Genomic DNA, 24,523 nt, shown 5'->3' with positions numbered 1-24,523 from the left:
CCGCCAGCGGGGAGAGGGAGAAGAAGAAAAAAACACCCATGACCACCACCTCCACCGCCCAGTTCGTCAACATTGGCGAGCGCACCAACGTTACCGGATCGGCGCGCTTCAAGAAGCTTATCATGGCGGGGGATTATCCGGCGGCGGTCGAAGTCGCGCGGCAGCAGGTTGAGAGCGGCGCGCAGGTGCTCGACATCAACATGGATGAGGGCCTGCTCGACGCCGAATATGCGATGGTCACTTTCCTCAAGCTGATCGCCGCCGAGCCCGACATCGCGCGCATCCCGTTCATGGTCGACAGCTCGAAATGGTCGGTGATCGAGGCCGGGCTGAAGTGCGTCAGCGGCAAGCCGATCGTCAATTCGATCAGCATGAAGGAGGGGGAAGAGCAGTTCCTCGCCCAGGCCAAGAAGGTCATGCAATACGGTGCCGCCGTCGTCGTCATGGCGTTCGACACCGTCGGCCAGGCCGATACGCGCGCGCGCAAGCTCGAGATTTGCGCGCGGGCCTATGATTTGCTGATGGGCATCGGCTTCCCACCAGAGGACATCATCTTCGATCCCAACATCTTCGCGGTGGCGACGGGGATTGAGGAGCATAATAACTACGCGGTCGACTTCATCGAGGCGTGTCGCGACATCAAGGCGCGCTGCCCGCACGCGCATATCTCGGGCGGGCTCTCCAACCTGTCGTTCAGCTTCCGCGGCAATGAGCCGGTGCGCCGCGCGATGCATTCGGTGTTCCTCTATTATGCGATCCCCGCCGGGCTCGACATGGCGATCGTCAATGCCGGGCAGCTCGACATTTACGACGCGATCGACCCCAAGCTGCGCACCGCGTGCGAGGATGTCATCCTCAACCGCGACGAGGGCGCGACCGAGCGGCTGATCGCGATGGCGGAAAGCTTCAAGGGCACCGATGCGGTGGCCGAGAAAGCGGCGGCCGAGTGGCGCGGCCTGCCGGTCAACAAGCGGCTCGAATATGCGCTGGTCAAGGGCATCGACTTGCATGTGGTCGAGGATACCGAGGAAGCGCGACAGGGCTTCGCGCGCCCGATCGAGGTGATCGAAGGGCCGCTGATGGACGGGATGAACGTCGTCGGCGACCTGTTCGGTTCGGGCAAGATGTTCCTGCCGCAAGTGGTGAAATCGGCCCGCGTGATGAAAAAGGCGGTGGCGCATCTGCTGCCCTTCATCGAGGCGGCGAAGGAGCCCGGCGCGCGCGGCAAGGGCAAGATCATCATGGCGACCGTGAAGGGCGACGTGCATGACATCGGCAAGAACATCGTCGGCGTGGTGTTGCAGTGCAATGGCTTCGACGTGGTCGACATGGGGGTGATGGTGCCCTGGTCGGACATCCTCAAGGCCGCGAACGAGAATGATGCCGATATGATCGGCCTGTCGGGGCTGATTACGCCGTCGCTCGACGAGATGGTGACGGTGGCCGAGGAAATGCAGCGGGCGGGGATGACGATGCCGCTGCTGATCGGCGGGGCGACCACCTCCAAGGTGCACACCGCGCTGCGCATCGCGCCTGCCTATAAAGGGCCGGTGGTGCATGTGCTCGATGCGAGCCGTGCGGTCGGTGTTGCCTCGACCTTGGTCAGCGACACGATCCGCGACGAATTCGTGCAGAAGACCTCGGACGAATATGAAGCCGTTCGCATCGCGCGCGCCAATAAGGGGCAGAGCGAGCTGATTCCGATCGAGACCGCGCGTGCCAATGGCTTTGTCGCGGACATGACCTTGAAGCCGGGGGCGCCCAAGCAGCCCGGCGTGCATGTGTTCGAGGATTGGGATCTTGCCGATCTGCGCGAGCTGATCGACTGGACGCCGTTCTTCCGCGCCTGGGAATTGGCGGGCAATTATCCGGCGATCCTGCAGGACGAGATTGTGGGGGAAAGCGCGCGCAATCTGTTCGAGGATGCGCAGAAGATGCTCGACCAGATCATTGCCGAGAAGTGGCTGACGGCGAAGGGCGTGGCGGGGCTGTGGCCGTGCCGGCGCGAGGGCGATGATGTTGTAATATTCCCCTCCCGCTTGCGGGAGGGGCTAGGGGAGGGGCTGTCCGCGAACGGGCCGTCCGATGGCACATCAGCCCCTCCCCCAACCCCTCCCGCAAGCGGGAGGGGAGACGCTGTGCGCATGCCCTTCCTGCGCCAGCAGATCGCCAAGCGCGAGGGGCGGGCCAATATGTGTCTGGCCGATTTCATCGACCCCGCAGGCGACTGGATCGGCGGCTTCGCGGTGACTGCGGGGCACGGCATCGAGGCGCACCTCAAGCGCTTCAAGGCCGACAATGACGATTATTCGGACATCCTGCTGAAGGCGCTGGCCGATCGTTTGGCCGAGGCCTTTGCCGAGCGCATGCACCAGCATGTCCGCACCACCTTGTGGGGCTATGCCGAGGGCGAGCAATTGACCAACGAAGCGCTGATCCGCGAGCACTATCGCGGCATCCGCCCGGCCCCTGGCTATCCGGCCTGCCCCGATCACAGCGAAAAGCCGATGCTGTTCAAGCTGCTCGGCGCAACGCCAGCAACCGGCATCACGCTGACCGACAGCTTTGCGATGCTGCCGACGGCGGCGGTGTCGGGCTTCTATTTCGGGCACCCGCAAGCCGACTATTTCGGCGTGGCGCGCGTCGGGCCGGACCAGTTGGAGGACTATGCCGAGCGGCGCGGGGTCGATCTGGCGACCGCGACGCGCTGGCTGCGGCCCAATCTGGATTGATCTAGCCGCGCCGGGGCGTTGCGATCACATGCAGGCCCGTCAGCGAATGGGTGGTCGTCTTCAGGCTGATGACGGGCTCGGGCGCGGCGGGCGTGAAGCGGAAGTGGCGCAGCAGTACCGCCATCATCACCGCGATCTCGGTCTGCGCGAAGGCGGCCGCGATGCACAGGCGTGGCCCGGCGCCGAAGGGCAGGAACGCGCCGCGATCATAAGCGGCAGCGGGGGCGAAGCGGTCGGGATCGAACGCATCGGGGTGATCCCAGAGCTGGCGATGGCGGTGGATCGCGAACACCGGCAGGATCACGACTTGCCCGGGGTGGAGGCGGTGGCCTTGCAATTCGCTGGGCCGCAGCGCCGCGCGCACCAGCAAGGGGCCGGGCGGATAGAGACGCAGCGTTTCCTGCACGACCTGGCGGCCGATCGGCAGGGCCGGGTCCGTCGCGTCGGCGGCGAGCGCTTCGCGATACACAGCTTCCTGCCACTCGGGGTAGAGCGCCAGCAGATACAGGCCCCACGCCGCCGCCTGCGCGGTCGTTTCCAGCCCGGCGGGGAGGAAGCCCAGCAGATTGTCGGCGAGCGGCCCGGCACCGCGCATCAGCGCCGCAATGTCCTGCACGCGATCGGGTGGTGTGGCGCGCGCTGCGGCAAGACGCGTGGCCACCGCGCGCAGGCGTTGCTCGGGGCCCCCGCGTCCCATGCCGCGCAGCCGGTCGATCCACGCATCGGGGACCGGGAGCAGGTCGAGCAAGCCGAAATGCGCTGCGGCACGGATGAAGGGCGGGACATCCGCTGCGATCGCATCCAGATCGGCATCGTCCAGACCGGTGAGCAAGGTGGTCATCACGATTTCGGTGACGATCCGCGCCAAGGCGACCGACAGGTCGATCGGCGCATCGGTCGACCAGCATCGCGCGGCCCGCTCGGCCGCTGCCGCCATTGCCGGGACGGCGGACTGCACCGCCGCCGGTTTGAACGCGGGCGCTGCGGCCTGGCGCTGGCGCGCCCAGGATTCACCCTCGGCGGCGGCGAGACCCTTTCCCCAGGCGCGGCGCATCAGCAGACGCAACTGTCGATTGCGCCCGAATGCGCCGTCCTTGTCGAGCAACACCTGCCGCACCGCATCCGGGTGCGACACCACGACGGGCGAGCGCGGCCCCGGTAGTTTCAGCGACCAGTCGGAATAGATTGCGTCGGAGATGACCGAGGCCGGATCGGACAGCGCGCGGGTGAGCATCGCATAAGCCGAGGGCGGCCCGGCGGGCGAGACATAGCGTGGTGGCAACGCTTGGGTGGTCTCGGTCAGCATGCTGTTTCCCCCGAATCGCGGTCTGCATAGGCGTCGATCTGATCTTTGAAAAGCGCGCCGCGCGCGCTGGTTAACCCTCAATATACCTTCCCCTGCGGCGGGCGGGCGGGCATCCCACCCCGCAAAGGAGCCTTGACTCATGCGCCGCATTCTTCCGCTCATCGCCCTCGCCATCGCCGCCCCTGCTGCCGCGCAGCAGGCGCGCGCGCCGTTTACCATTGCCGAGACGGGGCAAGGCTTCCAGACGATCGACGAGGCGGTGCAATCGGTGCGGATGGGGACGGCGACGATCCTGATCGCGCCGGGGGTCTATCACCAATGCACCGTGCAGGCGGGCGGGCATATCACCTTCAAGGCGGTGACGCCGGGCACCGCGATCTTCGAGGGCACGGCGTGCGAGGGCAAGGCCGCGTTCGTGCTGCGCGGGCAGGGCTCGACCGTCGATGGCATCGTGTTCCGCAAGATGCGTGTCGCCGATGGCAATGGCGCGGGCATCCGCACCGAAATGGGCGATCTGGTGGTGCGCAACGCGATGTTCCTCGATAGCCAGGAAGGCATTCTCGGCGGGGAGCCGGCCGCGCAGAAGATTTCGATCGACCATTCCACCTTTGCCGGGCTCGGCCAATGCGATGAGAGCCCGAGCTGTTCGCACAGCATCTATCTCGCCAATCGCGGATCGGTGGTGATCACCAATTCGCGCTTCGAACGCGGCACGGGCGGGCATTACGTCAAATTGCGCGTGCCCAAGGTGACGATCGCCGACAACAGCTTCGACGATACGCAGGGCCGCAAGACCAATTACATGATCGACCTGCCCGAGGGCGCGACCGGACTGATCACCCGCAACACCTTCGTCCAGGGGCCGAATAAGGAAAACCATTCGGGGCTGATCGTGGTGTCAGCCGAGGCCAAGACCTACCCCTCGGCGGGGCTGCGCATCGAGGGCAATGATGCGAGCCTTGCGCCCAAGGCCCCGACCAACCCCGCCTTCGTCGCCAATATGAGCGGGGAGCAGCTTGCGGTGGGGGCGAACCGGCTGGGGGCGGGGATCCGCCTGTACGAAGTGCGCTAACGCCAGACCGGGTGCGACTGCAGGGTCGGCGCGTACATATTGACGTAGTGCGCCATGCGCGGGCGATCGCTCGCATTGGGGCTGGCACCGTGCGGCAAATCCTGTCGCCAGATGACCAAATCGCCCGCGGCGGCGGGGATGGTGATCGCTTCCGCGCCAAGATCGACCTGGCGCGGATCGGCGTCGCCCAGCGCATCGAGCCAATCGGCCAAGCGATGATGGAAGCCGGGGACGAGTTGCAGCGCGCCCTGATCGGCGCGCGTGTCGGTCAAATAGAGAATGCCCTGCGTCGCGAACGGGATCGGCTGGGCGAGGCTGACGTCCCAGTGCAGATGCGGGCCGGGAAAGGTGTAGCCGGGGCGCTCGGGTGGGTTGAAGCTCATCCGGTCGACCGTCATCCACAGATCGGCCGTGCCCCAGAGTTGGGCGAAGGCCTTATGCACGCGCGGCGCGGTGCGCGCGACGTCGAGGGCGGGATGCTGGAAATATTGCACCATGATGCCGTTCGTGCGGGGAGCATACCAGCTCGTCGGATCATCGGGCGTTCCCCCGACTTGCTGCCATAACAGTGCTTCGCACGCCTTGGCCTGGTCCGGGGACAGCGCGCCGCGCAGGATCACGAAGCCGAGTGCGTCCCACTGCGCAAGGTCGTCCGCATCCAGCACATCCGGAGCTGCCTCGACTCTGGCGAGGCGCTCCGCCGTCGCGTGGGGCGGCGGAGCGTTATCGAGCCAGGCGTGATAACGCTCCACCCGATCGGCATCGGGCGGCCCCGCGGTTGCGAGGACCCATGCCTGAAAGGTCGCGAAATCGGGCTGGCGGCCAAGGTAGACCGAGGTCTGTTCGACGCCAAGGCCAAGCACGTCGAGCAAGATCCGCGCTTGTATCCGGGAAAGGCTCCTGGGCGCACGAAAGGTTGCCTCCGCCCAATAGCGATCCAGGTCGCGGATCGTCGCCAGCTCGGCCCCGCTCCTGTCCATCAGCGGCAGGGCACTCCGCCTGCCGCCAGATCGAGGCATTTGCCGTCGATTTTCGGGCCCGTCAGCGCGAGGCCGATCTGGTGCGCGAGCGTCGGCAGGATGTCGACCGTCTCGACGCCTGTCGGCTGTTCGAAACCGGTCATGCCCTTCCGCCAGAACAGGATCGGTACGCGGCGATCATAATCATAGGGGCTGCCATGGGTCGCGACATAGCCTTTGGTCGGATCGGGGATCGGGGTGATACGCGGTTTGAGGAAGACGATCAATTCGCCCGACCGGCCAACCTTGTACGATGCCCGGGCACGTTCCAGCAGCGTCCATTTTTCGGGCGGTCCCTTGGGGCTTGGCGTGGCGAGGATCTGCGCTTGCGTGAAGACCTCGGCGACCTGCGCGTTGGCCTTGTAATAGGCGATCGCGGCGTCCTGCACGGCTTTGCGCTGGGCGGGGGTAATGTCCTGGGCGATATAGACGTCGCCATTGGGTATATCGCCGAACAGCACCGGCTTGGCGATGCCGAGCTTTGCCCCGATTTCCTTGCCAACGACGGCGGGCGCGAGCGCGACGGTGGCGCGGGCCGCGTTGGGCAGTCCGGCGTCGATTTCGCGTTCGGGGATGTCGTTGCCGCCGTGGTCGGCTGTCAGCACGACTTCGTAATCGACGCCGGTCGCATCGAGCACGCTGAAGAACGAGCCGAGGGTCGCGTCAAGCTGCTGGAGCTGGATACACATCTCGGCACCCTCAGTGCCATAAGTGTGGCCGATATAGTCGGTGGCGGACGCTCCGACATCAATGATGTCGGTGGTCGGGCCCTGGCCGAGCTTCATATCCTGCACCAGGCCCGCTGCGAGCGCGACGATCGCACCGTCAAAGGCGGGGGACGCACGGAAGGCACCGGCGCTGCCTGCGGCCCGCTCGAAATGCCCCGCCCCTACGGTTTTGCCTGCACCAACGGGCACTGCGCGGTCGTGTGCCTTGCACACCTCCGGGACCTCCAGCGCGGCCTGTGGCTGGGCGATATTGGCAGCGGTCGCTTCATTGGCGCGGACGACAACTGCGGGAGTGGCGCGACCGGCATAGCTGACAAAAGCCTTTCCGTTCCACCACCACAGCTCATCGACAGTATGGCCGCCCATCATCACTGCCGCGCGATCCTTGCCCGCGACCGACACGACACGCACCGCAGGATTGGCCGCCTTCATCCGCTCGCCAAGCGTGGGGACGAGCAAATGCTTGTCGGACACGGTATAATTGGCCGAGGTCGAACCGGGCACCGTCTCGTCTTCGGCGCAATACACTTGCTTGTCGGCGCGGGCGACCGAAAGGTCGGTCCAGTTATTGGCGATGATGCCGGTATGTTCGGGGCGGAAACCGGTGAGGATCGTCGAATGGCCGGGACAGGTTTCGGTTGCGGCGTGGCTTTGATACCCGCTCGGGAACACGCCACCCTGCTGCAGCCGGGCGAAGCCGCCGGTGAAGGATTTGCGATATTCCCCGAACAGGTCGGCGGAAAATTGGTCGACCGAGATCACGACGATCAGCTTGGGCGGGGCAGCATTGGCGGTCCGTGGTGCTGGCGGTGCGTCCTTGGCCGCGACTGGTGCGCTAAGCAGCGCTATCGACAGGGCAAGACTTGATACGAACCGTTTCATGATAATCTCCGCTATCGACAGGCTTGACCGCGCGCGCTGCTATGGCCTTGGTGCGCGCGAGCTACAAGGATGGTCGATGCGCTGGTTTCATTACGCGATGGTGACGGTGGTGGCGGTGTTGGGGTTGAGCGCGGCGCAAGCCGAGCCCGCAGCCCCCGATGCGGGCTTGGGGGGGCGGCATCTCACGATGACGCTGGTGGCTGAGACCGAGCATCCGGCCGCCGGGTCCAACGTGACGCTCGCTTTGGCCACGGTCCCGCAACCAGGCTGGCACGGCTATTGGGAAAATCCCGGCGACGCGGGCTTCCCTGCCAAATTGGACTGGTCCTTGCCCAAGGGCGTGACCGTCAGCGACCCGAGCTATCCCGTGCCCGGACGGCTCGTGGTGGCCGATTTGATGAACTACGTGTTCGACAAACCCTATGCCCCGCTGGTCACGCTCAGCGTGCCTGCAGGACTGGCGCAGGGGACGGCCCTGCCGGTGAAGCTGCATGTCAATTATCTGGTGTGCTCGGCGACGGTATGCGTCCCCGAGACGGCGGATTTGGCGATTGCACTAACCGTTGGCGACGGGGTGATCTCCGCGCAAGCGCAGGCGCAGTTCGATGCGTGGCACCGCGCCGTCCCGCGGCCGCTCGATGCGAAAAGTGTTTTTCAGATTGCCGGGGGCACCATTCGCATCGCGATCCCGTATCCGGCGGGAGCGGCGGTAGCGAAGGACGCCTATTTTTACCCGATTACGCCCGGGATGATTGACTATGCCAAGCCGCAGAGCGTGGTGCGGGATGGCGACCGGCTGGTGGTGGAAACCAAGGCGGCCGCTGGCGCGGGCGCAGCGTCGCTAAAGGGCGTGTTGCAGATCGGTGCGCAACAGGGGCTCTTGGTCACGGCAGCGGCGGGCAACGTTGCATCGGTTGCCTCGATGGCGTCCGCGTCGAGGGACAATGTGTGGCTGGCGACGGCGATTGCCTTTGCCGGGGCAATGTTGGGCGGCTTGATCCTCAACATCATGCCGTGCGTCTTTCCGATCCTGAGCCTCAAGGCGCTGAGCCTGGCGCGGGGTCATCTCGACGAGCGCGCGGCACGGCATGAAGCCTTGGCCTATACCGGCGGCGTGGTTGCAGTCTGCGTTGGTTTGGGCGCGGCGATTCTGGCCTTGCGCGCAGGCGGTACAGCGGTGGGCTGGGCGTTCCAGTTGCAGGATCCGCGCGCGATCGTGCTGCTCCTGCTGCTGACCGTGGCGTTGTCGCTCAACTTGGGCGGTTTGTTCGAAATTCCCACCCCAGCGTTCGTCAACCGCAGCGGTGGGGCAGGCGGTGCCTTCGCCACTGGCGCGCTGGCTGCCTTCATTGCGACGCCCTGTACCGGACCCTTTATGGGCGCAGCATTGGGCGCGGCGCTGGTTCTGCCATGGCCGGCCGCTTTGGCGGTGTTCGCCGGGCTTGGGCTCGGGCTGGCCTTGCCGTTTCTCGCGCTCGGTTTCGTGCCTGCGCTGCGCAAGCGCTTGCCCAAGCCGGGGATGTGGATGGAGACCTTCCGGCGCATCCTGTCGGTGCCGATGTGGCTCACCGCCATCGCACTGGCTTGGGTATTGGGCAAAGAGGCCGGGGTCGATGCCCTTGCTCTGGGACTCGTGTTGACGCTCGCTCTCGCGATCGTGTTGTGGGTGGCGGGGCAACGGCAGCGCGCGGGGCTGGGCTTTGGTGTCGTGATGACACTGCTCCTGCTCGGCGTCGCTATCGTGGGTGCCTGGTCTGTCAACGGACGCCATCCGGACCGGGCCGACACCGCTGCGGCGCAGCCGGGGGGTGCGGAGCCGTTTAGCGAGGCCCGGCTGGAGAGCTTGCGCAAGGCCGGGCGGCCTGTTTTCGTTTACTTCACCGCTGACTGGTGCCTCACGTGCAAGGTCAATGAAAAAGCGGCAATTGAAACCGACACTACCCGTGCCGCTTTCGCTGCGCACAATGTTGCGGTGCTCATTGGAGATTGGACCAACGGTGATCCGGTGATGGGGCGCTTTATCGAAGCGCATAACCGGGCGGGCGTGCCGCTATATCTTTATTATGGTCCTGGAACGGGCCAGCCACAGGTGCTGCCGCAAGTTTTATCCTCTGCTCTGCTTGCCAGTCTACCGACGAAATAGTGCGATATAAAGTACGGCGACCATGGTCGTTTTTTGCCTATCATCCAGCACGATGATTTGCATTACTATATCGTATTTATTGTTTTGTGGATGTGGGGTTGCAGGTGTCGTGCTCAGTTAACTCTTTTTTAACCTTTCCCGCGCATTTTCACCCAACCTTAACGTTCGTTAATGCGGGCGAACGGGGCTTAGGGTTCGTGGTATGACCGAAGGCCTGACATCGATCCATGATGCTGCCCCCCTTGCGCGCGAGGTGCTGAGTGCGCTGACCGACCGTTGGCCGAATTCTGCGATGCTGCTGCCGGGCGCACTTCCTCTTGCGTCAGGAGGCGTTACGGATCGCGACTTCGTGCATACCGTTCAATATCTGAACGACCACGGATTTATTTCTTACGATGCCATGGTACTTGGTGCCGATCCAGAGCCGCGGGTGATCGGTGCATTGATCACGCGGCGGGGCCAGCACCTGTTGGGTCTAATCGACAAGGTCAGCTGTTAACGCACCGCCGACGCTTTCCAAAAGTGCAGCGGCAATACGCGAAAGCCGCAGCATCATGTCGAGCTCCATCTGCCCAACCTTGCGGTGTTCGACATCGTATACGCCAAGGTGGCCGATATTGTCGCCCGCCGCGGTCCGGAGCGGGAAGCCGCAATAAAAGAGAAGGCCGACCCGCTCGGCGTCTACCGGGTCGAGCCACCGCTGCGGCGCGTCATTGATCGCAAATGAATTCTCGCCGTCGCCCCGCACGGCACATGCGAGTACGCGCTTGTTTTCGCTGGCGTCGGTGATCATCGCCAAGCTGCAGTCAAGTAACGACACCGCCATGAATACGATGTCATCAAGTCTCCGTTCGTGGGAAGCGCGCATAGTTTTAATGGGGGGATCTTCCAAAATATTGCACGGATCACGTGTTCCGCAGTGTTCATGAAGCAACATGAATTTTGGCACGGTATCGCTAATCCCGAAGACGGGCTTTCCCTCGTCCATGTCGTTGGTAAGCGAGTAACACGAAAAACGGGATTTGGCATCAGAGTCGTTCTACTCAATTTGAACGAACGCTTCGCTGTCAGAAACCAATCGGTATTGCTGACGCTTTGCCCCCTTGTGCGGCGCAGCAATCCGTCGCAGCATGGAACCCGCGGCGTTTTGGGGGCTTTACCGTTAGATGGGGATGCGGTCAGCGTTTGATGAAATCATGGGGCAGGCTGGGTCGGCCACGCCCCGCGCAGAATTGGCCGCGCTTGGGAACTGGATCGAGAGCACGCCCGATGCGGAATTGCGCAGGCGGCAACAGTCGGCCGAAGCAACCTTTCGACAACTCGGCATCACTTTTGCGGTCTATGGGGATAGCGATGCAAGCGAACGCATCATCCCGTTCGACATCGTGCCGCGAATCTTCCTCGCCAGCGAATGGGCGCGGCTTTCGGATGGGTTGGTGCAGCGCGTTGAGGCGATCAACGCATTCCTGCACGACATTTACGGTGAGCGTCGGATCCTGGCCGAAGGCGTGCTGCCGCCGGATTTGATCTTCGGCAATCCGCAGTTCCGGCCCGAAATTGCCGGTATCCGACCACCGCACGACGTATGGGCGCATATTTGCGGGATCGATCTGGTGCGAACCGGGCCCGACGATTTCTTCGTGCTGGAGGACAATGCGCGCACGCCCTCGGGCGTCAGCTACATGCTGGAAAATCGCGAGGCGATGCTGCGACTGTGTCCCGAATTGTTTCGCGATTTTCGCGTCGCCGCCGTAGATTCCTATCCCGATCGCCTCCTCGAGACGATGAAATCGGTCGCGCCGCAGGGCGTCGCCGCGCCGGTGTGCGTGGTGTTGACGCCGGGACATTATAATTCGGCCTATTACGAACACAGCTTCCTGGCGGACTCGATGGGGGTTGAACTGGTCGAGGCGGCCGATCTCGTGGTCGATGACGATATCGTCTGGATGCGCACGATCGCGGGGCGCGTGAAAGTAGATGTCATCTATCGTCGCATTGACGATGACTATCTCGATCCGTTGGTGTTTCGGCCGGATTCGATGCTGGGGGTGCCGGGGCTGATCGCGGCTTATGCGGCGGGCAATGTCGCGATCTTGAACGCGCCGGGCAATGGCATTGCCGATGATAAGGCGATCTATTCCTACATGCCCGAGATCGTGAAATTCTATTCGGGAGCGGATCCGAAACTCCCCAATGTCGAAACCTGGCGGTGCCGCGAGCCGCAGGCGCTTCGATACGTGCTCGATAATCTGGCGGATGTGGTGGTGAAACTGGTCGATGGTTCGGGAGGCTACGGTATGCTCGTCGGGCCGACGGCCACCAAGGCCGAGATCGAGGCGTTTCGTGCCGCCCTGATGGCAGAGCCGCACCGCTATATCGCGCAGCCAACGCTGGCGCTGTCGACGGTGCCGACGATGACGGAAATCGGCCTTGCGCCGCGCCATGTCGATTTCCGGCCATTCGTGTTGACCGGATCGAAGGGCGTTCAAGTGGTGCCTGGCGGCCTGACCCGGGTTGCGCTGAAGGAAGGATCGTTAGTGGTCAATTCCTCGCAGGGCGGGGGCACGAAAGACAGCTTCGTATTGATGGATGACGGCGTGCAGCCTGCCGAGTTCCTGACCCAATCGCAGGGGCAGGCCGCGTGAGCCCGGCGCGGACGCGCACGTCGGCGAAGGCGGGTGGCCGATGCTGAGCCGTACCGCCTCATCGCTTTATTGGCTGGGTCGCTATGTCGAGCGGACCGATTTCATCGCGCGTCTGGTGGAGGCGACGGTCCGCCTGGACGTCCTGTCTCCGCGTCCGGCGGGGGAGGCGGCCTGGGCGTCGGCGCTGGCAGTGACCGAAACGGACGCCGCCTTTGCCGAAACCGGGCGGTCGATTACCCAAGCGCATGTCGCGCGGTTTCTTACGCTCGATTCCAGCCACCCGGGGTCGATGGTCCGATCGATCGACATGGCCCGCAACAATGCACGCGCGGTCCGCACCGCCCTCACCAAGGAAGCCTGGACCGGGATCAACCGTGCCTGGTTGATTTTCGACCACCGCACCAGTCCGGGTGCGCAGGGGCAGGGCGGGGCGATGGCGACGCTCAACCTCGTCGAGGCGATCAAGGCGGAAACGCGCGGCTTCGAAGGCGCGGTCCATCGTATGTTGCGCAACCAGACGACGTGGTTCATCCGCCTTGGTCAGGCAATTGAGCGCGCGGACAATACCGCCCGCCTGCTCGATGTGAAATATCACATCCTGCTGCCCGAGGGCGAACGCGTCGGTGGCGTGGTTGATCGCGACCAATGGACAACCATCCTGCAGACGGTGTCGGCTGTCACGGCGTATCGCTGGCTCTATTCCGAAGGCCTGCGACCGGCGAACGTCATCGATTTGTTGATCGCCCGGCCCGAACTCCCCCGCAGTCTCGCCGCGTCGGTCGAGGAAGCGGTCGAGATCCTCAATCTGCTTGCCAAGCGCACCGGGCTCCACGGCGAGGCCGACCGCATGGCACGGGCGCGGCAGCAGCGCCTGCAACGGCTGCGCTCGGGCGACGTGATCGCGCAGGGGCTGCACCAGTTTCTGCAAGGCTTCATTGCCGAAAACGACCAATTGCACATGGCGGTCGGCCGCCAGTTCAAGTTCACCTGATGCGGCTGTCGGTCGATCATCGCACGACCTATCGCTTTTCCAGCCCGCAGGCGCGCTTGACGCAGTTGCTCCGCCTGATTCCCGATGGCACGCATGACCAATCCGTCGCGAGCTGGAACCTGCATGTCGATTGCGATGCCCGCCTGCGGCACGGCCGCGACGGCTTCGGCAATCGCACGACGATGCTCTATGTCGAAGGGCCGATCGAAAGCATCGAAATTGCAGTGTCCGGCGAAGTGCTGACCAACCCCTCCAACGGGGTCGTCCATGGCGCGCATGAGCCGTTACCGCCCGCAGTGTTTCTCCGGACCACGCCCCTGACGACGCCTGATGCAGAGATTGTCGCCTTCGCGCGAGCAATTCGGGAGCCAGATCCGGTTGCCCGGCTTCATGCGTTGAACCTTGCCGTCCATCGCCGCTTCGCGCTCGATCGCGGGCGCGCGGTGGCCGGGCGGAGTGCGATTGCAGCCTTTTCGCAAGGGGAGGCCAGTGCTCGCGATATGGCGCAGGTCTTCATCACGGCGGCGCGCACGCTCGACGTCCCGGCCCGCTATGTCTCAGGGTATAGCCCGGCTTGTGTGGTTGGAGCCGGGCGTCCGGCTCCCCACGGCTGGGCGGAGGCGCATGTGGCGGGATTGGGCTGGGTCGCGTTTGACCCATGTACCGGCCTCAGCGCGGACGAAGCCTATGCCCGAGTGGCAGTAGCGCTCGATTCGGCCGGAGCCGCCCCGGTGGCCGGGTCTCGGCTTGGCGAAGGTGAGGAGATGCTGGACGTCGATCTCCACGTCGATCGCAGCGGCCAATAGGATAGCGTCAGCGACCGCCAGGATCAGCGGGCGCTGGCGAGGTGATCCGAGACTGCATGGCGTTCGGCCGGTGGCCGGTAAGTCGCCTCTTCGTCGACCAACAGGGACCAACCACTCGGGCCGAGCGCTTCGATCGGCTGATAGCGGACCTTGTACGCCATGCGCTGCGACCCCTTAACCCAATAGCCAAGGTAGACATAGGGCAAGCCCGCCGCGCGTGCGCGCAGGATGTGGTCCATGATGATGATGGTGCCGAGTCCCGGGCGCTCGGCATGCTCGGGATCGAAGAAGCTGTAGATCATCGAAAGCCCGTCGGCCTGCTGGTCGGTCAGGCACGCACCGATCAGCTTGCCGCGTTCACCATGTATCGATGGCTCGCGATATTCGACGATGAAACTGTTAACGGGCGAATGCTCGACCATGTCGGCATAATCGCCCTCGTCCATATCCGCCATGCCGCCGCCAGGATGCCGGGCGGCGAGATAACGTCGGAGCAACTGATACTGTTCGTCGGTTGCCCATGGGCGGCAGGCGGCGACTTCCAGATCGGCGTTCCGGCGCAGGTGCTTGCGCTGGGTGGCGTTGGGGGCAAAACCGGCGGCCACCACCCGAACCGATACGCAGGCGGAACAGCCCGCGCAGCTCGGTCGATAGGCAACCGATTGACTGCGGCGGAAACCGATGCGGCTCAGCGCATCGTTCAAGTCGCCAGCTTGTTCCCCACGAAGCTCCGTAAAGACCTTCCGTTCCTGCCGGTCGGGCAAATACGGGCACGGCGAAGGGCTGGTGACGAAAAACCTTGGAAAGCGAAATGGCGCTGTCACCGCGTATCGTTCCTTGAACCAGGGAGCGCGCCGTCGCTGTGGCGGCTCGTGGCCCCGTTATGAATCGGATGGAACGTGATGAAAAGCGGCTTTACCAACAATGGTGGTTAACGCGACGCCGAAAACGACGGACCGTGCGCGATCCACCTATAATGCAGTGTTGAGGTCCATTGCGGAAGGCCGGGGCGTGCGGTTGGTCGCACGCCCGATTCCACTCGTCACGCCAGTTCGACGGTGCTCACTTCATAGCCGCCGACGCGGAGCGCGGCGATCAACCGATCGAGATGCGCACGGTCGCGGGTTTCGCATTCCACATCGGTGATCAACCCCTTGGCCGGCAGGGTGGTGAACACGCGCTGGTGATAGATTTCGATGATATTGACGCGCTCGGCATCGAAAATCCGCGCGACGTTGAACAGTGCGCCGGGCTGGTCCTGCAAGCGGATGCGCAGTCGCGCCAGTCGCCCCGACCGCGCTAGGTCGCGGAGCAGGACGTTGGCCAGCAAACGCGTGTCGATATTGCCGCCGCACAGGACGACGCCGACAGTCTTGCCCGCGAAACGTTCGGGGTGCTGCAGCAAGGCGGCAAGGCCTGCGGCTCCGGCACCCTCGACCACGGTCTTTTCGATTTGCAGCAGCAGGCTGACCGCTTGCTCCAGGCTGCGTTCGCTGACCAATACGATGTCATCGACCAAAGCGCGGACCATGTTCGACGTGATCGCGCCCGGTTCCTTGACGGCAATGCCTTCGGCGAGCGTGTCGCCGGCGCACGGCATGTCGGTGCCGTTGATGCGATTATACATGGAGGGGAACAATTCCGCTTCGACCCCGATGACTTCGATGGGATGGTCGGCCGCAGCCGCGACCACCGCCATGCCCGAAATCAGCCCGCCACCGCCGATTGGCGTAAGGAAGGTATCGATGCTGGGCACGTCCTGCAGCATTTCGATCGCGACGGTGCCTTGGCCTGCGATAACGCGCGCATCGTCGAAGGGGTGGACGAAGGTCAGTCCGCGCTCCACCTCCAACTCACGGGCATGGGCATAAGCGGCATCGAAGGTGTCGCCAAATAGCACGACGGTCGCACCGTGGCCTTCGGTCTGCGTCACCTTCACCGTCGGCGTGTTGGTCGGCATCACGATCGTCGCGGGGATACCGAGCCGGTTGGCATGATAAGCCAGGCCCTGCGCGTGGTTGCCAGCCGACGCGGCGATGACGCCGCTGGTTCCCGCCGGCAGTTGCAACAGCGTGTTGAGTGCGCCGCGCTCCTTATAGGCGGCGGTAAACTGGAGGTTCTCGAACTTCAGATACACCGTTGCGCCGGTCAGCTCCGACAGCGTCTTGCTGATGAAGGTCGGGGTTCGCACGATCTGGTCGGCAATGCGCGCGTGAGCCGCCTGAACATCGGGCAGTGTGACGGGGAGGGTTTCGGGCGCGGGGCGGGTGTGCGTGGCCATTCTGTCTTCCGTTATCCCCGGACGTGTCCAAGGGCTGATCTGCTTTGCTCCGCGTCACGCGAATGACAGCGCCGCACTATGCGCGACACCAACGGAGCTGGCAGCGCGCCTAGACCATCTGGCGCGGCGAAGGAACATTGCTTATCGCCTTACCCATGCAAAGCCCATCCTTCGCTCGCCGTGCAGCGCTTCTTCTCGCGGCACTTTCGCTGCCGACCTCGGCGTTTGCCGATGCGTTGGTGGACAATGTCAACGGCATCACGCTCGACCAAAATGGCAAAGTGGTGCGCTTCACCGGCGTTTTGATTTCGCCCGATGGCAAGGTGGTGAAGCTGCTCGCCGATAATGAGAAGCGCCCGGTCAAGCTGGACTGGCGCGCCGACGAACATGGCAAAGTCCTGCTGCCCGGTTTCATCGACGCGCACGGCCATGTGATGGAGCTGGGTTTTCGCGCGCTCGAGCTGGATCTGTCGGCGGCCAAGTCGCTGGACGAGGCAAAGGCGCGGATTGCGGCCTATGCGGCGGCCAATCCCGACAAAAAGTGGATCATTGGCGGTGGCTGGAACCAGGAAGTGTGGGGTCTTGGTCGCTTCCCGACTGCGGCCGATCTGGATGCCGTGGTCAGCGATCGCCCGGTATGGTTGTCGCGCGCCGATGGTCATGCCAGTTGGGGCAATAGCGCGGCGCTGAAGACGGCCGGCATTTCCGCCAAATCGGTATCGCCCCCCGGCGGCCGCATCGAAAAGACCGGCCTGCAGCCCAATGGCGTGTTCGTCGATGCGGCGCAGGCGCTGGTCGAAAAGGTCGTGCCGCAGCCACTGCCCAAGGATCGCGATTTCGCTTTCCTGAAGGCGCAGGACATTTTGCTGAGCTATGGCATCACCGCGACCGCCGATATGGGGACCGGCATGGACGACTGGCTTGCCTATCGTCGTGTGGGCGATGCCGGCAATTTGCGCGTGCGCATCATGAGCTACGCCATGGGCGTGGACACCGCCATCCGTATCGGCGGGGCAGGGCCGACGCCGTGGCTCTATGGCGACAAGCTGCGCATGGGCGGCGTGAAGCTCTATGCCGATGGCGCGCTCGGGTCGCGTGGGGCATGGCTGAAAAAGCCGTATAGCGACGCCCCCGGGCAATCGGGCGCTGGCTTCCTCTCGGACGACGTGCTGCGCAATTACATGAGTCGCGCCGCGCTCGACCATTATCAGGTCGCGGTCCACGCCATTGGTGATCGCGCCAATGCCGAAGTGCTCGATGCGATCGACGACATGGTCGACACCTATAAGGGCGATCGGCGCTGGCGGATCGAACATGCGCAAATCGTCGACCCAGCCGATCTGCCGCGCTTCGGCAAGAACGGCATCGTCGCCTCGATGCAGCCGACGCACCAGACCAGTGATCGCACTATGGCGGAGGCGCGGCTTGGGCCGGATCGGTTGAGCGGTGCCTATGCCTGGGGCTCGATGCTCAAAAATGGCGCGACGCTGGCGTTCGGGTCGGATTATCCGGTCGAAAAGCCCGATCCGTTTGCGGGCTGGGCTGCAGCCTTCACCCGCCAGGACGCCGATGGTCAGCCTTTTGGTGGCTGGCGGCCCGAAGAGCGCGTGACGCGCGAGCAGGCGTGGTGGGCGTTTACGGGCGCGGCGGCCTATGCCGGTTTTGCCGAGGACAAATTCGGGCGGCTGGGCGTCGGGCAGCGCGCCGATTTCATCATCGTCGATCGGGACCCGCTGCTCGCCTCGCCGACCGAACTGCGCGCGACCAAGGTTGAGCAGACCTGGGTCGGCGGTGTGAAGATGTGGGTGCGCCCGTAGCGCAACGCGACCCGCCTGTCGCGCCGTCCCCGCCACCGTCACCGTCACCGCCACCGTCATGCCGGGCCTGTCCCCGCATCCACCGCGCCGCGCTCTCGCTGGCGATCGTAGCGGACACCGGTGGACCCCGGCACAAGGCCGGGGTGACGGGTGGGGCGTAGTGTACGAAGCCGACTGGCCAGGGCGAGCGTGCACACTGCTTCCCGCGTGCCAGCATCGCGCCGAACAGGATCGGCCGCAGGCGAGTCGGGTGCGGAAGTCCACAAAGTCCACGCTACGTCCCCGCTCTTTTGCGCCCCGCCCAAGGGGGCGACAGGTACGGCGGCGCTGTGGCGTGGGCAACGGACGGTGCCTGGCATGCAGCGAGCGTGGCACAATGCGGGGATGTAGGACAGGCTAGGGTTGGGTTGGTGGAAAGCGGTCACTCAAAATCGACGCGCGTTTTTGGCCGCTAAACGACCGTAAGGGTCGCTGGGTCGGGCCAGAGTTGCTCGCCGGGGCTGTCGGAACCCGGAAATTTGTAGCCAACCATTGTCACGCTATCGAGAATGTCGCAGATGATTTCCCTTAGCGCGGCGCGGGTTTGTTTGAAGAAGGCGACGTCAACCGGCGTTTCGAAAATCTGGAGGCCGCGCCTCACGAACTTGGGCACCGTGCGCCCCTGATCGTCGGGTTTGCCCCACGAACCGTGGCACAGCGCATTTCTAATCTCTTTGGCCTCCTTGAGCTCGGCGATCAGTCTGCTGAAGTCGTGTTCCTTGGTTCGGGGATTTTCAGTCAGCGCTTTGTCGTAGGTCATGATGAGAGCGCCTAGCTGGTCCGTGAGGGCCTTTTCCAGTGTCTTGATCCACGCGTTAAAGGCTTCCGGATCGCCCTTGGGATCAAACTCTTTCACGCCGGTGAGCGCGTAAATGGCCTTCGCCAACTCTCCCTCGATGAATCCAAAGGCAGCGACCGTGCGGCCGAGTTCCTCCCAGAAAGCGGGCTCCTGAAATTGCGTCGGGAAGTCACCGTGAAGCTTGTCGCGATCAATTACGTGGCCGTTTGTTTTTTCCGCATCGTCCATGGCGAGTGCCTTTCAGCGCTTCAGCTAACTATCGATAGCAGCTTTCGTCCCCGCGTGACAGAAGTTGCCTGTCGGCCAAATCCTCGTCATCGTAATATCGGTCTGGGAATGACCGCAACTGGGCGACGCGGGACAAAAGAAAGGCCGCGACATCCCCCCAGATGGCGCGGCCCGGATCCGCCGGAGCGGAAAGCTGTTCGGTTTGACGGAGTGACGCGATCAGGCGACTTCGGCGGAGGCCATCATCTCGTCGGGTTCGCGCAGCACATAGCCGCGGCCCCACACCGTCTCGATATAATTCTCGCCTTCGCAGGCCATCGACAGCTTCTTGCGCAGCTTGCAGATGAACACGTCGATGATCTTGAGTTCGGGCTCGTCCATGCCGCCATACAGGTGGTTCAGGAACATTTCCTTGGTCAGCGTGGTGCCCTTGCGCAAGCTGAGCAGCTCGAGCATCGCATATTCCTTGCCGGTCAGATGCACGCGGGCACCATCGACTTCGACCGTCTTGGCATCCAGGTTGACCGCCAGCTTGCCGGTGCGGATGACCGACTGGCTGTGGCCCTTTGAGCGGCGGACCACGGCGTGGATGCGCGCGGTCAGTTCTTCGCGGTGGAAGGGCTTGGTGACGTAATCGTCGGCACCGAAGCCGAAGCTGCGAACCTTCGAGTCCATTTCGTTGATGCCCGACAGGATCAGCACCGGCGTCTGCACCCGGGCAACCCGCAACCGCTTGAGCACGTCATAGCCGTGCATGTCCGGCAAATTGAGGTCGAGCAGGATGATATCGTAATCATACAGCTTGCCGAGATCGAGGCCTTCTTCGCCCAGATCCGTCTTGTAGACATTGAAACCTTCGGTGGTCAGCATGAGCTCGATCGCCAAGGCGGTCGTCGGCTCGTCCTCGATCAGCAATACGCGCATCTGGGCGTTCCCCGTTTCTCGTCAGGCGTTCCGGGCCCCCTGCGGTCCGACTTGCCTCACACTCCATTAACCTCATCAGTGATGAAGGCAAAAGGTTAATTTCACATTAAGCGGCCTGAATCCACGAGTCGCGGGCATTCACTTAGGGATTTTTACGGAACAAAGCGTTTTCAGGTGCTCGCTCAGATAGGCGATCAGCACCTCCACCCGCGCTGGCCGCAGCGTGCCGGGCGGGGTCATCAAGTGCAAGGCTCCCCCATAGGGAGTCCAATCCTCGAGGATGGTTTCGAGCCGACCGGTGGCCAAGTCGTCGCCGACAATAAAGTCCGGCAGCATCGCGATGCCCAGGCCTCGGCGGAGCGCCGGCAGCATCGCCTCGCCGCTATTGGTCGCGAGCGGGCCCTGCAGACGCACCGAGACCTCCGTCCCATCCGGCCCGACGAATCGCCACGGCGCGGTAATGTTGGTGTAGGCGAAACAGCGATGTTCGCCGAGTTGGCCCGGATGGGTCGGTCGGCCGTGCCGCGCGAGATATTCGGGTGCCGCCACAAGGTTGATGCGGATGTCGGCGAGCTTGCGCGCGCGCAGCGAACTGTCGGGCAGCGAGGCGATGCGCAATGCGATGTCGAACCCTTCTGCGACGATATCGACGCGCGCATCGGACAGGTGGAGGTCGATCGTGATGCCTGGATGCAGCGCGAGAAAATCTGCGATGACCGGCGCGATGGCGATCAGCCCGAGCGACATCGGCGCGGCGACGCGCACCAGGCCGGTTGGTGCAGTTGCCGCGGCATGGGCAGCCTCTTCGGCGGCATTGGCTTCGGCCAGAATGCGCGCCGCATGTTCTGCCAAGGCCTTGCCATTCTCCGTAAGCGAGAGGCGGCGCGAGGTACGGTGGAACAGCGACTGTCCCAGATGCGTTTCGAGCCGCGTCACCGCTTTCGAAACCGTCGCTTTTGAAACGCCGATCGCATCCGCCGCGCCGCTGAAGGAGCGATGCTCGACCACGCTGGCGAAGATCGCCCAAGCTTCAAGATCGGGCAAGCGCATGGAAAAATCCTCGATAGAAACGTCTCCTCATTTGTAGATGGGGAAACGATAGGTTTCCAGCGTTTCCATTTACCGTGTGATCCAAAGCTCTATCTTGGCGGCAACAGAATTCCTCCGCTGGAGAAACACCGTGATCGAGAAACGCTCGTTCGAGAGCCTGGGCCATGCCGACCATGGCTGGCTCAATGCCCGTCATCATTTTTCCTTTGCCGATTATTATGAGCCCGCCCGGATGGGATGGGGCGCGATCCGGGTATGGAATGATGACGAGATCGCCGCCAATAGCGGCTTTCCGCCGCATCCCCACCGCGACATGGAAATCATCACCTATGTCCGTAAGGGTGCGATCACCCATCAGGATTCGATGGGAAATCAGGGCCGCACCGGCGCAGGGGATGTGCAGGTGATGAGTGCCGGCACCGGCGTGCGCCACGCCGAATACAATCTGGAGCAGGAGCCGACGACGCTGTTCCAGATCTGGATCGAGCCGACGCGGACCGGTGGATCGCCCAGTTGGGGTGCCAAGCCGTTTCCCAAGGACGATCGTTCGGGCAAGTTCGTGACGCTCGCCAGCGGCTTCGCGGAAGATACCGAAGCTCTGCCGATCCGCGCCGATGCGCGGGTGCTCGCCGCGATGGTGCGGGCGGGCGAGAGCATCACGCATGACGTCCTGCCCGGACGCCACGCTTATCTGGTGCCCGCGACCGGATCGATCGAGATCAATGGCGAAACGTTCAAGGCGCGCGACGGTGCCGCGATGGATGGCGGCCAGACCGTGACGATCACCGCGCTGGAAGATGCCGAACTGGTGCTCGTCGATTCAGAATAACCCGTTTTCCTACCCCAACCCCCGCCCGCTCTCGGGAGGGGAGCAATGAAGAAGGACTGTACAATGACCAAGGTTCTCGTTCTCTATTATTCGTCCTATGGCCATATCGAGCAGATGGCGGATGCGGTTGCCGAAGGTGCCCGCTCGGCCGGGGCCGAGGTCGATATCCGCCGCGTGCCGGAAACCGCCCCGCAGGCGGTCATCGAAGCGGCCGGTTTCAAGACCGACACCGCCCATCCGGTGATCGAGGGCCCAGACGCCCTTGCCGATTATGACGCGATCATCGTTGGCGCGCCGACTCGCTTCGGCCGTATGCCAAGCCAGATGGCGTCGTTCTGGGATACCACCGGCGGTGTATGGTTTCAGGGCAAGCTCGTCGGCAAGGTCGGCGGCGCGTTCACCTCGACCGCCAGCCAGCATGGCGGCCAGGAAACGACCCTGTTCTCGATCATCACCAACCTGCTGCATCACGGCATGACGATCGTCGGTCTCGATTACGGCTTCCAGGACCAGATGGGCGTCGACAAGCTGCGCGGCGGTTCGCCTTATGGCGCGACCACGATCGCAGGCGGCGACGGCAGCCGTCAGCCCGAAGCGGAGGAACTGGCCGGTGCGCGCTATCAGGGCAAGCGCATCGCCGAAACGGCGGCCAAGCTTAGCGCCTGAGCTCCTGACTCCAGGGCGCTGCCATCGCTCCCAACAGGGGCGGTGGCGGCGTCGTGGCTGCCTTGCTGATCAGCAAGAGCGGCGGTTGCGGTGCAGTGGCGATCAGCCAGGCGTCGCGGTCGCTGGCAACACCCGGCTTTCCGGGGTAGGTTGTGCGGGCGCGGGCGAAGGTCAGCCGCGCGCGTGCCGCGCCCGACACGTTGACGCTCGCGCCGACCCAGCGCCAGTGCCACGGTTCCCACGTCACCCCTTGCGGGTTGCCATTGGGAAAGGACAGTTCGAAGCCATAGTCCGGCGCATGGGCAAGAAGCCAGCGCCCGGCGTTGGTGGCGGCGATACAGGCATCCACGTCCCGGCAATCGGCGGCAGGGCGCACCGCAAAGTCGATCGCATAGCCCGTGGCATGTTCGCTATAGCCGGGTGGCCCGACGAAGCGGGCGCGATTGAAGGGATCGGGGCAAATTCCGGGCCGGGCGTTACGGCAAAAGACCGCACGCTGATGCGCGATCGCGCGAAAGCAGGATACCGCATGGAGGACCCGGCCGACCCCCGGGGTCAGCGCTGCTGCAGTCAGCAGCCGGGCCAGATCCGGTGCCGCGTCGCGGTGGATAAAGCACGGTTGCCCAACCCCGAAACCCGCTGGCGCTTCGACCAGGTCGCCGCGCAGGGCCTCGGCATAGGGCAGATGGCCGAGCATGCGGCCGTCCGGCATAGGGGCGGGAAGATCGCTTTGCGGGGCAGCCGCAGTCAGGGCGAGAACGATGCCCATCGCCCCAAAAACGACCTGCGTTATCGATCTTCCGCATCTGCTCACAGGCACAATCTCTGGCATGTCGGCGCTAGCGGTGGCAAGAGGCCGAAATGCTCGCAAACCATGTTCTTTTTCTCGATGGCGAGGCACTCGTCATCGACAAGCCCGCCGGCCTCCCGGTCGACCGCCCGCGCGATGGCTCGCTTAGCCTCGAAAACCACCTCGACGGGCTGACCTTCGGGTTCAAACGCTGGCCGGTGCCGGTGCATCGGCTCGATCGCGATACGTCTGGTTGTCTCCTGCTGTCGCGCAATCCCAAGGCGCATGCCAGGCTGCAGCAGGCGTTCGAGCAGGGGCTTGTGCGCAAGCGCTATCTCGCCGTGCTCGATGGCGTGGTCGAAGGCGAAAGCGGATTGATCGACCTGGCGTTGGCCAAGGTCAGCACGATCGAGACGGGGTGGCGCATGGTTGGCGATCCCCTTGGCACCAAAGGCAGCAAGCCCTCGCGCACGGCATGGCGCGTGCTCGAGATCAAGGACGGGCGCAGCTTTGTGGAATTCATTCCCGAAACTGGCCGTACGCATCAGATTCGTGTCCATGCTGCCGAAGCGTTGGGCGCGGCGGTGGTGGGCGACCCGATCTATGGCAAGGGCGAGGGTGCGACCCTGCTCCACGCCGCCGAATTGACCGTGCCGCGTGCGGGCAAGGAGCCGATTATCGCCAAAGCACCGTTGCCGGAGCGGTTTGTGGTGGCGGGGTTCAGCGAGGGCTGAGCGCTCGCCGATCGCACTCGGAAGAGTGGGCGAAGTTAAGAG

21 protein-coding genes are annotated in these 24,523 nt (G+C 63.9%); 11 read left to right on the top strand and 10 right to left on the bottom strand.

The features are described from left to right. Positions 1 to 38: 38 nt before the first annotated feature. Entirely contained in the window at positions 39 to 2,732 is a 2,694-nt protein-coding gene (metH, locus tag ACP7BY_RS01635) for a methionine synthase (RefSeq protein ID WP_137902938.1), read from the top strand. A 1-nt stretch (position 2,733) separates the two neighbouring features. Here metH and ACP7BY_RS01630 read toward each other — a convergent pair whose 3' ends face one another. After that, positions 2,734 to 4,038: a cytochrome P450 gene (locus ACP7BY_RS01630; protein WP_137902939.1), complete on the bottom strand. Its 1,305-nt coding sequence runs from the start codon at positions 4,036 to 4,038 to the stop codon at positions 2,734 to 2,736. Positions 4,039 to 4,177: 139 nt separating this feature from the next. Here ACP7BY_RS01630 and ACP7BY_RS01625 point away from each other — a divergent pair, with 139 nt between their 5' ends. Continuing rightward, a complete protein-coding gene (locus ACP7BY_RS01625) occupies positions 4,178 to 5,110 on the top strand; it encodes a right-handed parallel beta-helix repeat-containing protein (RefSeq protein ID WP_137902940.1) in 933 nt (310 codons plus the stop codon). Here ACP7BY_RS01625 and ACP7BY_RS01620 read toward each other — a convergent pair. Both ACP7BY_RS01620 and ACP7BY_RS01615 read right to left on the bottom strand, forming a co-directional pair. Then, entirely contained in the window at positions 5,107 to 6,090 is a 984-nt protein-coding gene (locus ACP7BY_RS01620; RefSeq protein WP_033963970.1) for a phytanoyl-CoA dioxygenase family protein, read from the bottom strand. The genes ACP7BY_RS01625 and ACP7BY_RS01620 overlap by 4 nt on opposite strands. After that, on the bottom strand, positions 6,090 to 7,739 hold the full coding sequence (locus ACP7BY_RS01615; protein ID WP_137902941.1) for an alkaline phosphatase family protein: 1,650 nt from the start codon (positions 7,737 to 7,739) through the stop codon (positions 6,090 to 6,092). Before ACP7BY_RS01615 ends, ACP7BY_RS01620 begins: the two co-directional genes overlap by 1 nt. A gap of 76 nt (positions 7,740 to 7,815) precedes the next feature. Between ACP7BY_RS01615 and ACP7BY_RS01610 the strand changes: the two genes are divergently transcribed. Continuing rightward, positions 7,816 to 9,882: a protein-disulfide reductase DsbD family protein gene (locus ACP7BY_RS01610; RefSeq protein WP_033963980.1), complete on the top strand. Its 2,067-nt coding sequence runs from the start codon at positions 7,816 to 7,818 to the stop codon at positions 9,880 to 9,882. 202 nt (positions 9,883 to 10,084) lie between these two features. Then, a complete protein-coding gene (locus ACP7BY_RS01605; protein WP_033963969.1) occupies positions 10,085 to 10,381 on the top strand; it encodes a hypothetical protein in 297 nt (98 codons plus the stop codon). Here ACP7BY_RS01605 and ACP7BY_RS01600 read toward each other — a convergent pair. Further along, positions 10,358 to 10,675: a hypothetical protein gene (locus ACP7BY_RS01600; protein WP_126848663.1), complete on the bottom strand. Its 318-nt coding sequence runs from the start codon at positions 10,673 to 10,675 to the stop codon at positions 10,358 to 10,360. The two genes, ACP7BY_RS01605 and ACP7BY_RS01600, sit on opposite strands and share 24 nt — an antisense overlap. A gap of 373 nt (positions 10,676 to 11,048) precedes the next feature. Here ACP7BY_RS01600 and ACP7BY_RS01595 point away from each other — a divergent pair, with 373 nt between their 5' ends. The 3 genes from ACP7BY_RS01595 to ACP7BY_RS01585 are packed head-to-tail and all read left to right on the top strand — an operon-like array spanning position 11,049 to position 14,324. After that, a complete protein-coding gene (locus tag ACP7BY_RS01595; protein WP_033963966.1) occupies positions 11,049 to 12,527 on the top strand; it encodes a circularly permuted type 2 ATP-grasp protein in 1,479 nt (492 codons plus the stop codon). Between the two features lie 40 nt (positions 12,528 to 12,567). Further along, positions 12,568 to 13,518, top strand: coding sequence for an alpha-E domain-containing protein (locus ACP7BY_RS01590; RefSeq protein ID WP_033963965.1), 951 nt, complete (start codon positions 12,568 to 12,570; stop codon positions 13,516 to 13,518). Then, entirely contained in the window at positions 13,518 to 14,324 is an 807-nt protein-coding gene (locus tag ACP7BY_RS01585) for a transglutaminase family protein (RefSeq protein ID WP_033963964.1), read from the top strand. Before ACP7BY_RS01590 ends, ACP7BY_RS01585 begins: the two co-directional genes overlap by 1 nt. 23 nt (positions 14,325 to 14,347) lie before the next feature. Here ACP7BY_RS01585 and ACP7BY_RS01580 read toward each other — a convergent pair whose 3' ends face one another. Continuing rightward, complete coding sequence (locus ACP7BY_RS01580) at positions 14,348 to 15,148, bottom strand: arginyltransferase (RefSeq protein ID WP_033963963.1); 801 nt, start codon at positions 15,146 to 15,148, stop codon at positions 14,348 to 14,350. Between the two features lie 218 nt (positions 15,149 to 15,366). Then, on the bottom strand, positions 15,367 to 16,605 hold the full coding sequence (locus tag ACP7BY_RS01575) for a threonine ammonia-lyase (RefSeq protein WP_033963962.1): 1,239 nt from the start codon (positions 16,603 to 16,605) through the stop codon (positions 15,367 to 15,369). A 155-nt stretch (positions 16,606 to 16,760) separates the two neighbouring features. On the opposite strand from ACP7BY_RS01575, the gene ACP7BY_RS01570 reads away from it, so the two are divergent. Then, a complete protein-coding gene (locus tag ACP7BY_RS01570) occupies positions 16,761 to 18,422 on the top strand; it encodes an amidohydrolase (protein WP_033963961.1) in 1,662 nt (553 codons plus the stop codon). Positions 18,423 to 18,873: 451 nt separating this feature from the next. Here the strand turns inward: ACP7BY_RS01570 and ACP7BY_RS01565 are convergent, their stop codons facing one another. The 3 genes from ACP7BY_RS01565 to ACP7BY_RS01555 form a co-directional block, all read right to left on the bottom strand. Continuing rightward, a complete protein-coding gene (locus tag ACP7BY_RS01565) occupies positions 18,874 to 19,488 on the bottom strand; it encodes a hypothetical protein (protein ID WP_033963960.1) in 615 nt (204 codons plus the stop codon). 219 nt (positions 19,489 to 19,707) lie between these two features. Beyond that, a complete protein-coding gene (gene ctrA / locus ACP7BY_RS01560; RefSeq protein WP_033963959.1) occupies positions 19,708 to 20,412 on the bottom strand; it encodes a response regulator transcription factor CtrA in 705 nt (234 codons plus the stop codon). A 138-nt stretch (positions 20,413 to 20,550) separates the two neighbouring features. Next, positions 20,551 to 21,462 (bottom strand): LysR family transcriptional regulator, encoded by a 912-nt coding sequence (locus tag ACP7BY_RS01555; RefSeq protein ID WP_033963958.1) that lies wholly within the window; start codon positions 21,460 to 21,462, stop codon positions 20,551 to 20,553. 130 nt (positions 21,463 to 21,592) lie between these two features. On the opposite strand from ACP7BY_RS01555, the gene ACP7BY_RS01550 reads away from it, so the two are divergent. Next, positions 21,593 to 22,291, top strand: a complete 699-nt coding sequence (locus tag ACP7BY_RS01550; RefSeq protein WP_033963954.1) for a pirin family protein — start codon at positions 21,593 to 21,595, stop codon at positions 22,289 to 22,291. A gap of 63 nt (positions 22,292 to 22,354) precedes the next feature. Then, positions 22,355 to 22,957: an NAD(P)H:quinone oxidoreductase gene (gene wrbA / locus ACP7BY_RS01545; protein WP_126849115.1), complete on the top strand. Its 603-nt coding sequence runs from the start codon at positions 22,355 to 22,357 to the stop codon at positions 22,955 to 22,957. Here wrbA and ACP7BY_RS01540 read toward each other — a convergent pair. Further along, positions 22,947 to 23,726: a M15 family metallopeptidase gene (locus ACP7BY_RS01540; protein ID WP_033963953.1), complete on the bottom strand. Its 780-nt coding sequence runs from the start codon at positions 23,724 to 23,726 to the stop codon at positions 22,947 to 22,949. The genes wrbA and ACP7BY_RS01540 overlap by 11 nt on opposite strands. A gap of 92 nt (positions 23,727 to 23,818) precedes the next feature. Between ACP7BY_RS01540 and ACP7BY_RS01535 the strand changes: the two genes are divergently transcribed. Then, entirely contained in the window at positions 23,819 to 24,481 is a 663-nt protein-coding gene (locus ACP7BY_RS01535; protein WP_126849116.1) for an RluA family pseudouridine synthase, read from the top strand. The last annotated feature ends 42 nt before the right edge of the window (positions 24,482 to 24,523 follow it).

Origin of the sequence: Sphingomonas sp. PSPC2-2 (genome assembly GCF_049897725.1) — a bacterium.
GTDB lineage: Bacteria > Pseudomonadota > Alphaproteobacteria > Sphingomonadales > Sphingomonadaceae > Sphingomonas.
Note: the sequence above shows the minus strand (reverse complement) of the source record. Positions and strands in the feature narration are given on the sequence as shown.

What these genes read in the sequence shown, in the direction of transcription:
- ACP7BY_RS01620 (WP_033963970.1), bottom strand. Translation starts at nt 6,090, where the DNA reads ATGGACAGGAGCGGGGCCGAGCTGGCGACGATCCGCGACCTGGATCGC.
- ACP7BY_RS01565 (WP_033963960.1), bottom strand. Translation starts at nt 19,488, where the DNA reads ATGGACGATGCGGAAAAAACAAACGGCCACGTAATTGATCGCGACAAG.
- metH (WP_137902938.1), top strand. Translation starts at nt 39, where the DNA reads ATGACCACCACCTCCACCGCCCAGTTCGTCAACATTGGCGAGCGCACC.
- ACP7BY_RS01570 (WP_033963961.1), top strand. Translation starts at nt 16,761, where the DNA reads ATGCAAAGCCCATCCTTCGCTCGCCGTGCAGCGCTTCTTCTCGCGGCA.
- ACP7BY_RS01605 (WP_033963969.1), top strand. Translation starts at nt 10,085, where the DNA reads ATGACCGAAGGCCTGACATCGATCCATGATGCTGCCCCCCTTGCGCGC.
- ACP7BY_RS01625 (WP_137902940.1), top strand. Translation starts at nt 4,178, where the DNA reads ATGCGCCGCATTCTTCCGCTCATCGCCCTCGCCATCGCCGCCCCTGCT.
- ACP7BY_RS01555 (WP_033963958.1), bottom strand. Translation starts at nt 21,462, where the DNA reads ATGCGCTTGCCCGATCTTGAAGCTTGGGCGATCTTCGCCAGCGTGGTC.
- ACP7BY_RS01535 (WP_126849116.1), top strand. Translation starts at nt 23,819, where the DNA reads ATGCTCGCAAACCATGTTCTTTTTCTCGATGGCGAGGCACTCGTCATC.
- ACP7BY_RS01610 (WP_033963980.1), top strand. Translation starts at nt 7,816, where the DNA reads ATGCGCTGGTTTCATTACGCGATGGTGACGGTGGTGGCGGTGTTGGGG.
- ACP7BY_RS01575 (WP_033963962.1), bottom strand. Translation starts at nt 16,605, where the DNA reads ATGGCCACGCACACCCGCCCCGCGCCCGAAACCCTCCCCGTCACACTG.
- ACP7BY_RS01590 (WP_033963965.1), top strand. Translation starts at nt 12,568, where the DNA reads ATGCTGAGCCGTACCGCCTCATCGCTTTATTGGCTGGGTCGCTATGTC.
- ACP7BY_RS01600 (WP_126848663.1), bottom strand. Translation starts at nt 10,675, where the DNA reads ATGATCACCGACGCCAGCGAAAACAAGCGCGTACTCGCATGTGCCGTG.
- ACP7BY_RS01615 (WP_137902941.1), bottom strand. Translation starts at nt 7,739, where the DNA reads ATGAAACGGTTCGTATCAAGTCTTGCCCTGTCGATAGCGCTGCTTAGC.
- wrbA (WP_126849115.1), top strand. Translation starts at nt 22,355, where the DNA reads ATGACCAAGGTTCTCGTTCTCTATTATTCGTCCTATGGCCATATCGAG.
- ACP7BY_RS01630 (WP_137902939.1), bottom strand. Translation starts at nt 4,038, where the DNA reads ATGCTGACCGAGACCACCCAAGCGTTGCCACCACGCTATGTCTCGCCC.
- ACP7BY_RS01595 (WP_033963966.1), top strand. Translation starts at nt 11,049, where the DNA reads ATGGGGATGCGGTCAGCGTTTGATGAAATCATGGGGCAGGCTGGGTCG.
- ACP7BY_RS01540 (WP_033963953.1), bottom strand. Translation starts at nt 23,726, where the DNA reads ATGGGCATCGTTCTCGCCCTGACTGCGGCTGCCCCGCAAAGCGATCTT.
- ACP7BY_RS01585 (WP_033963964.1), top strand. Translation starts at nt 13,518, where the DNA reads ATGCGGCTGTCGGTCGATCATCGCACGACCTATCGCTTTTCCAGCCCG.
- ctrA (WP_033963959.1), bottom strand. Translation starts at nt 20,412, where the DNA reads ATGCGCGTATTGCTGATCGAGGACGAGCCGACGACCGCCTTGGCGATC.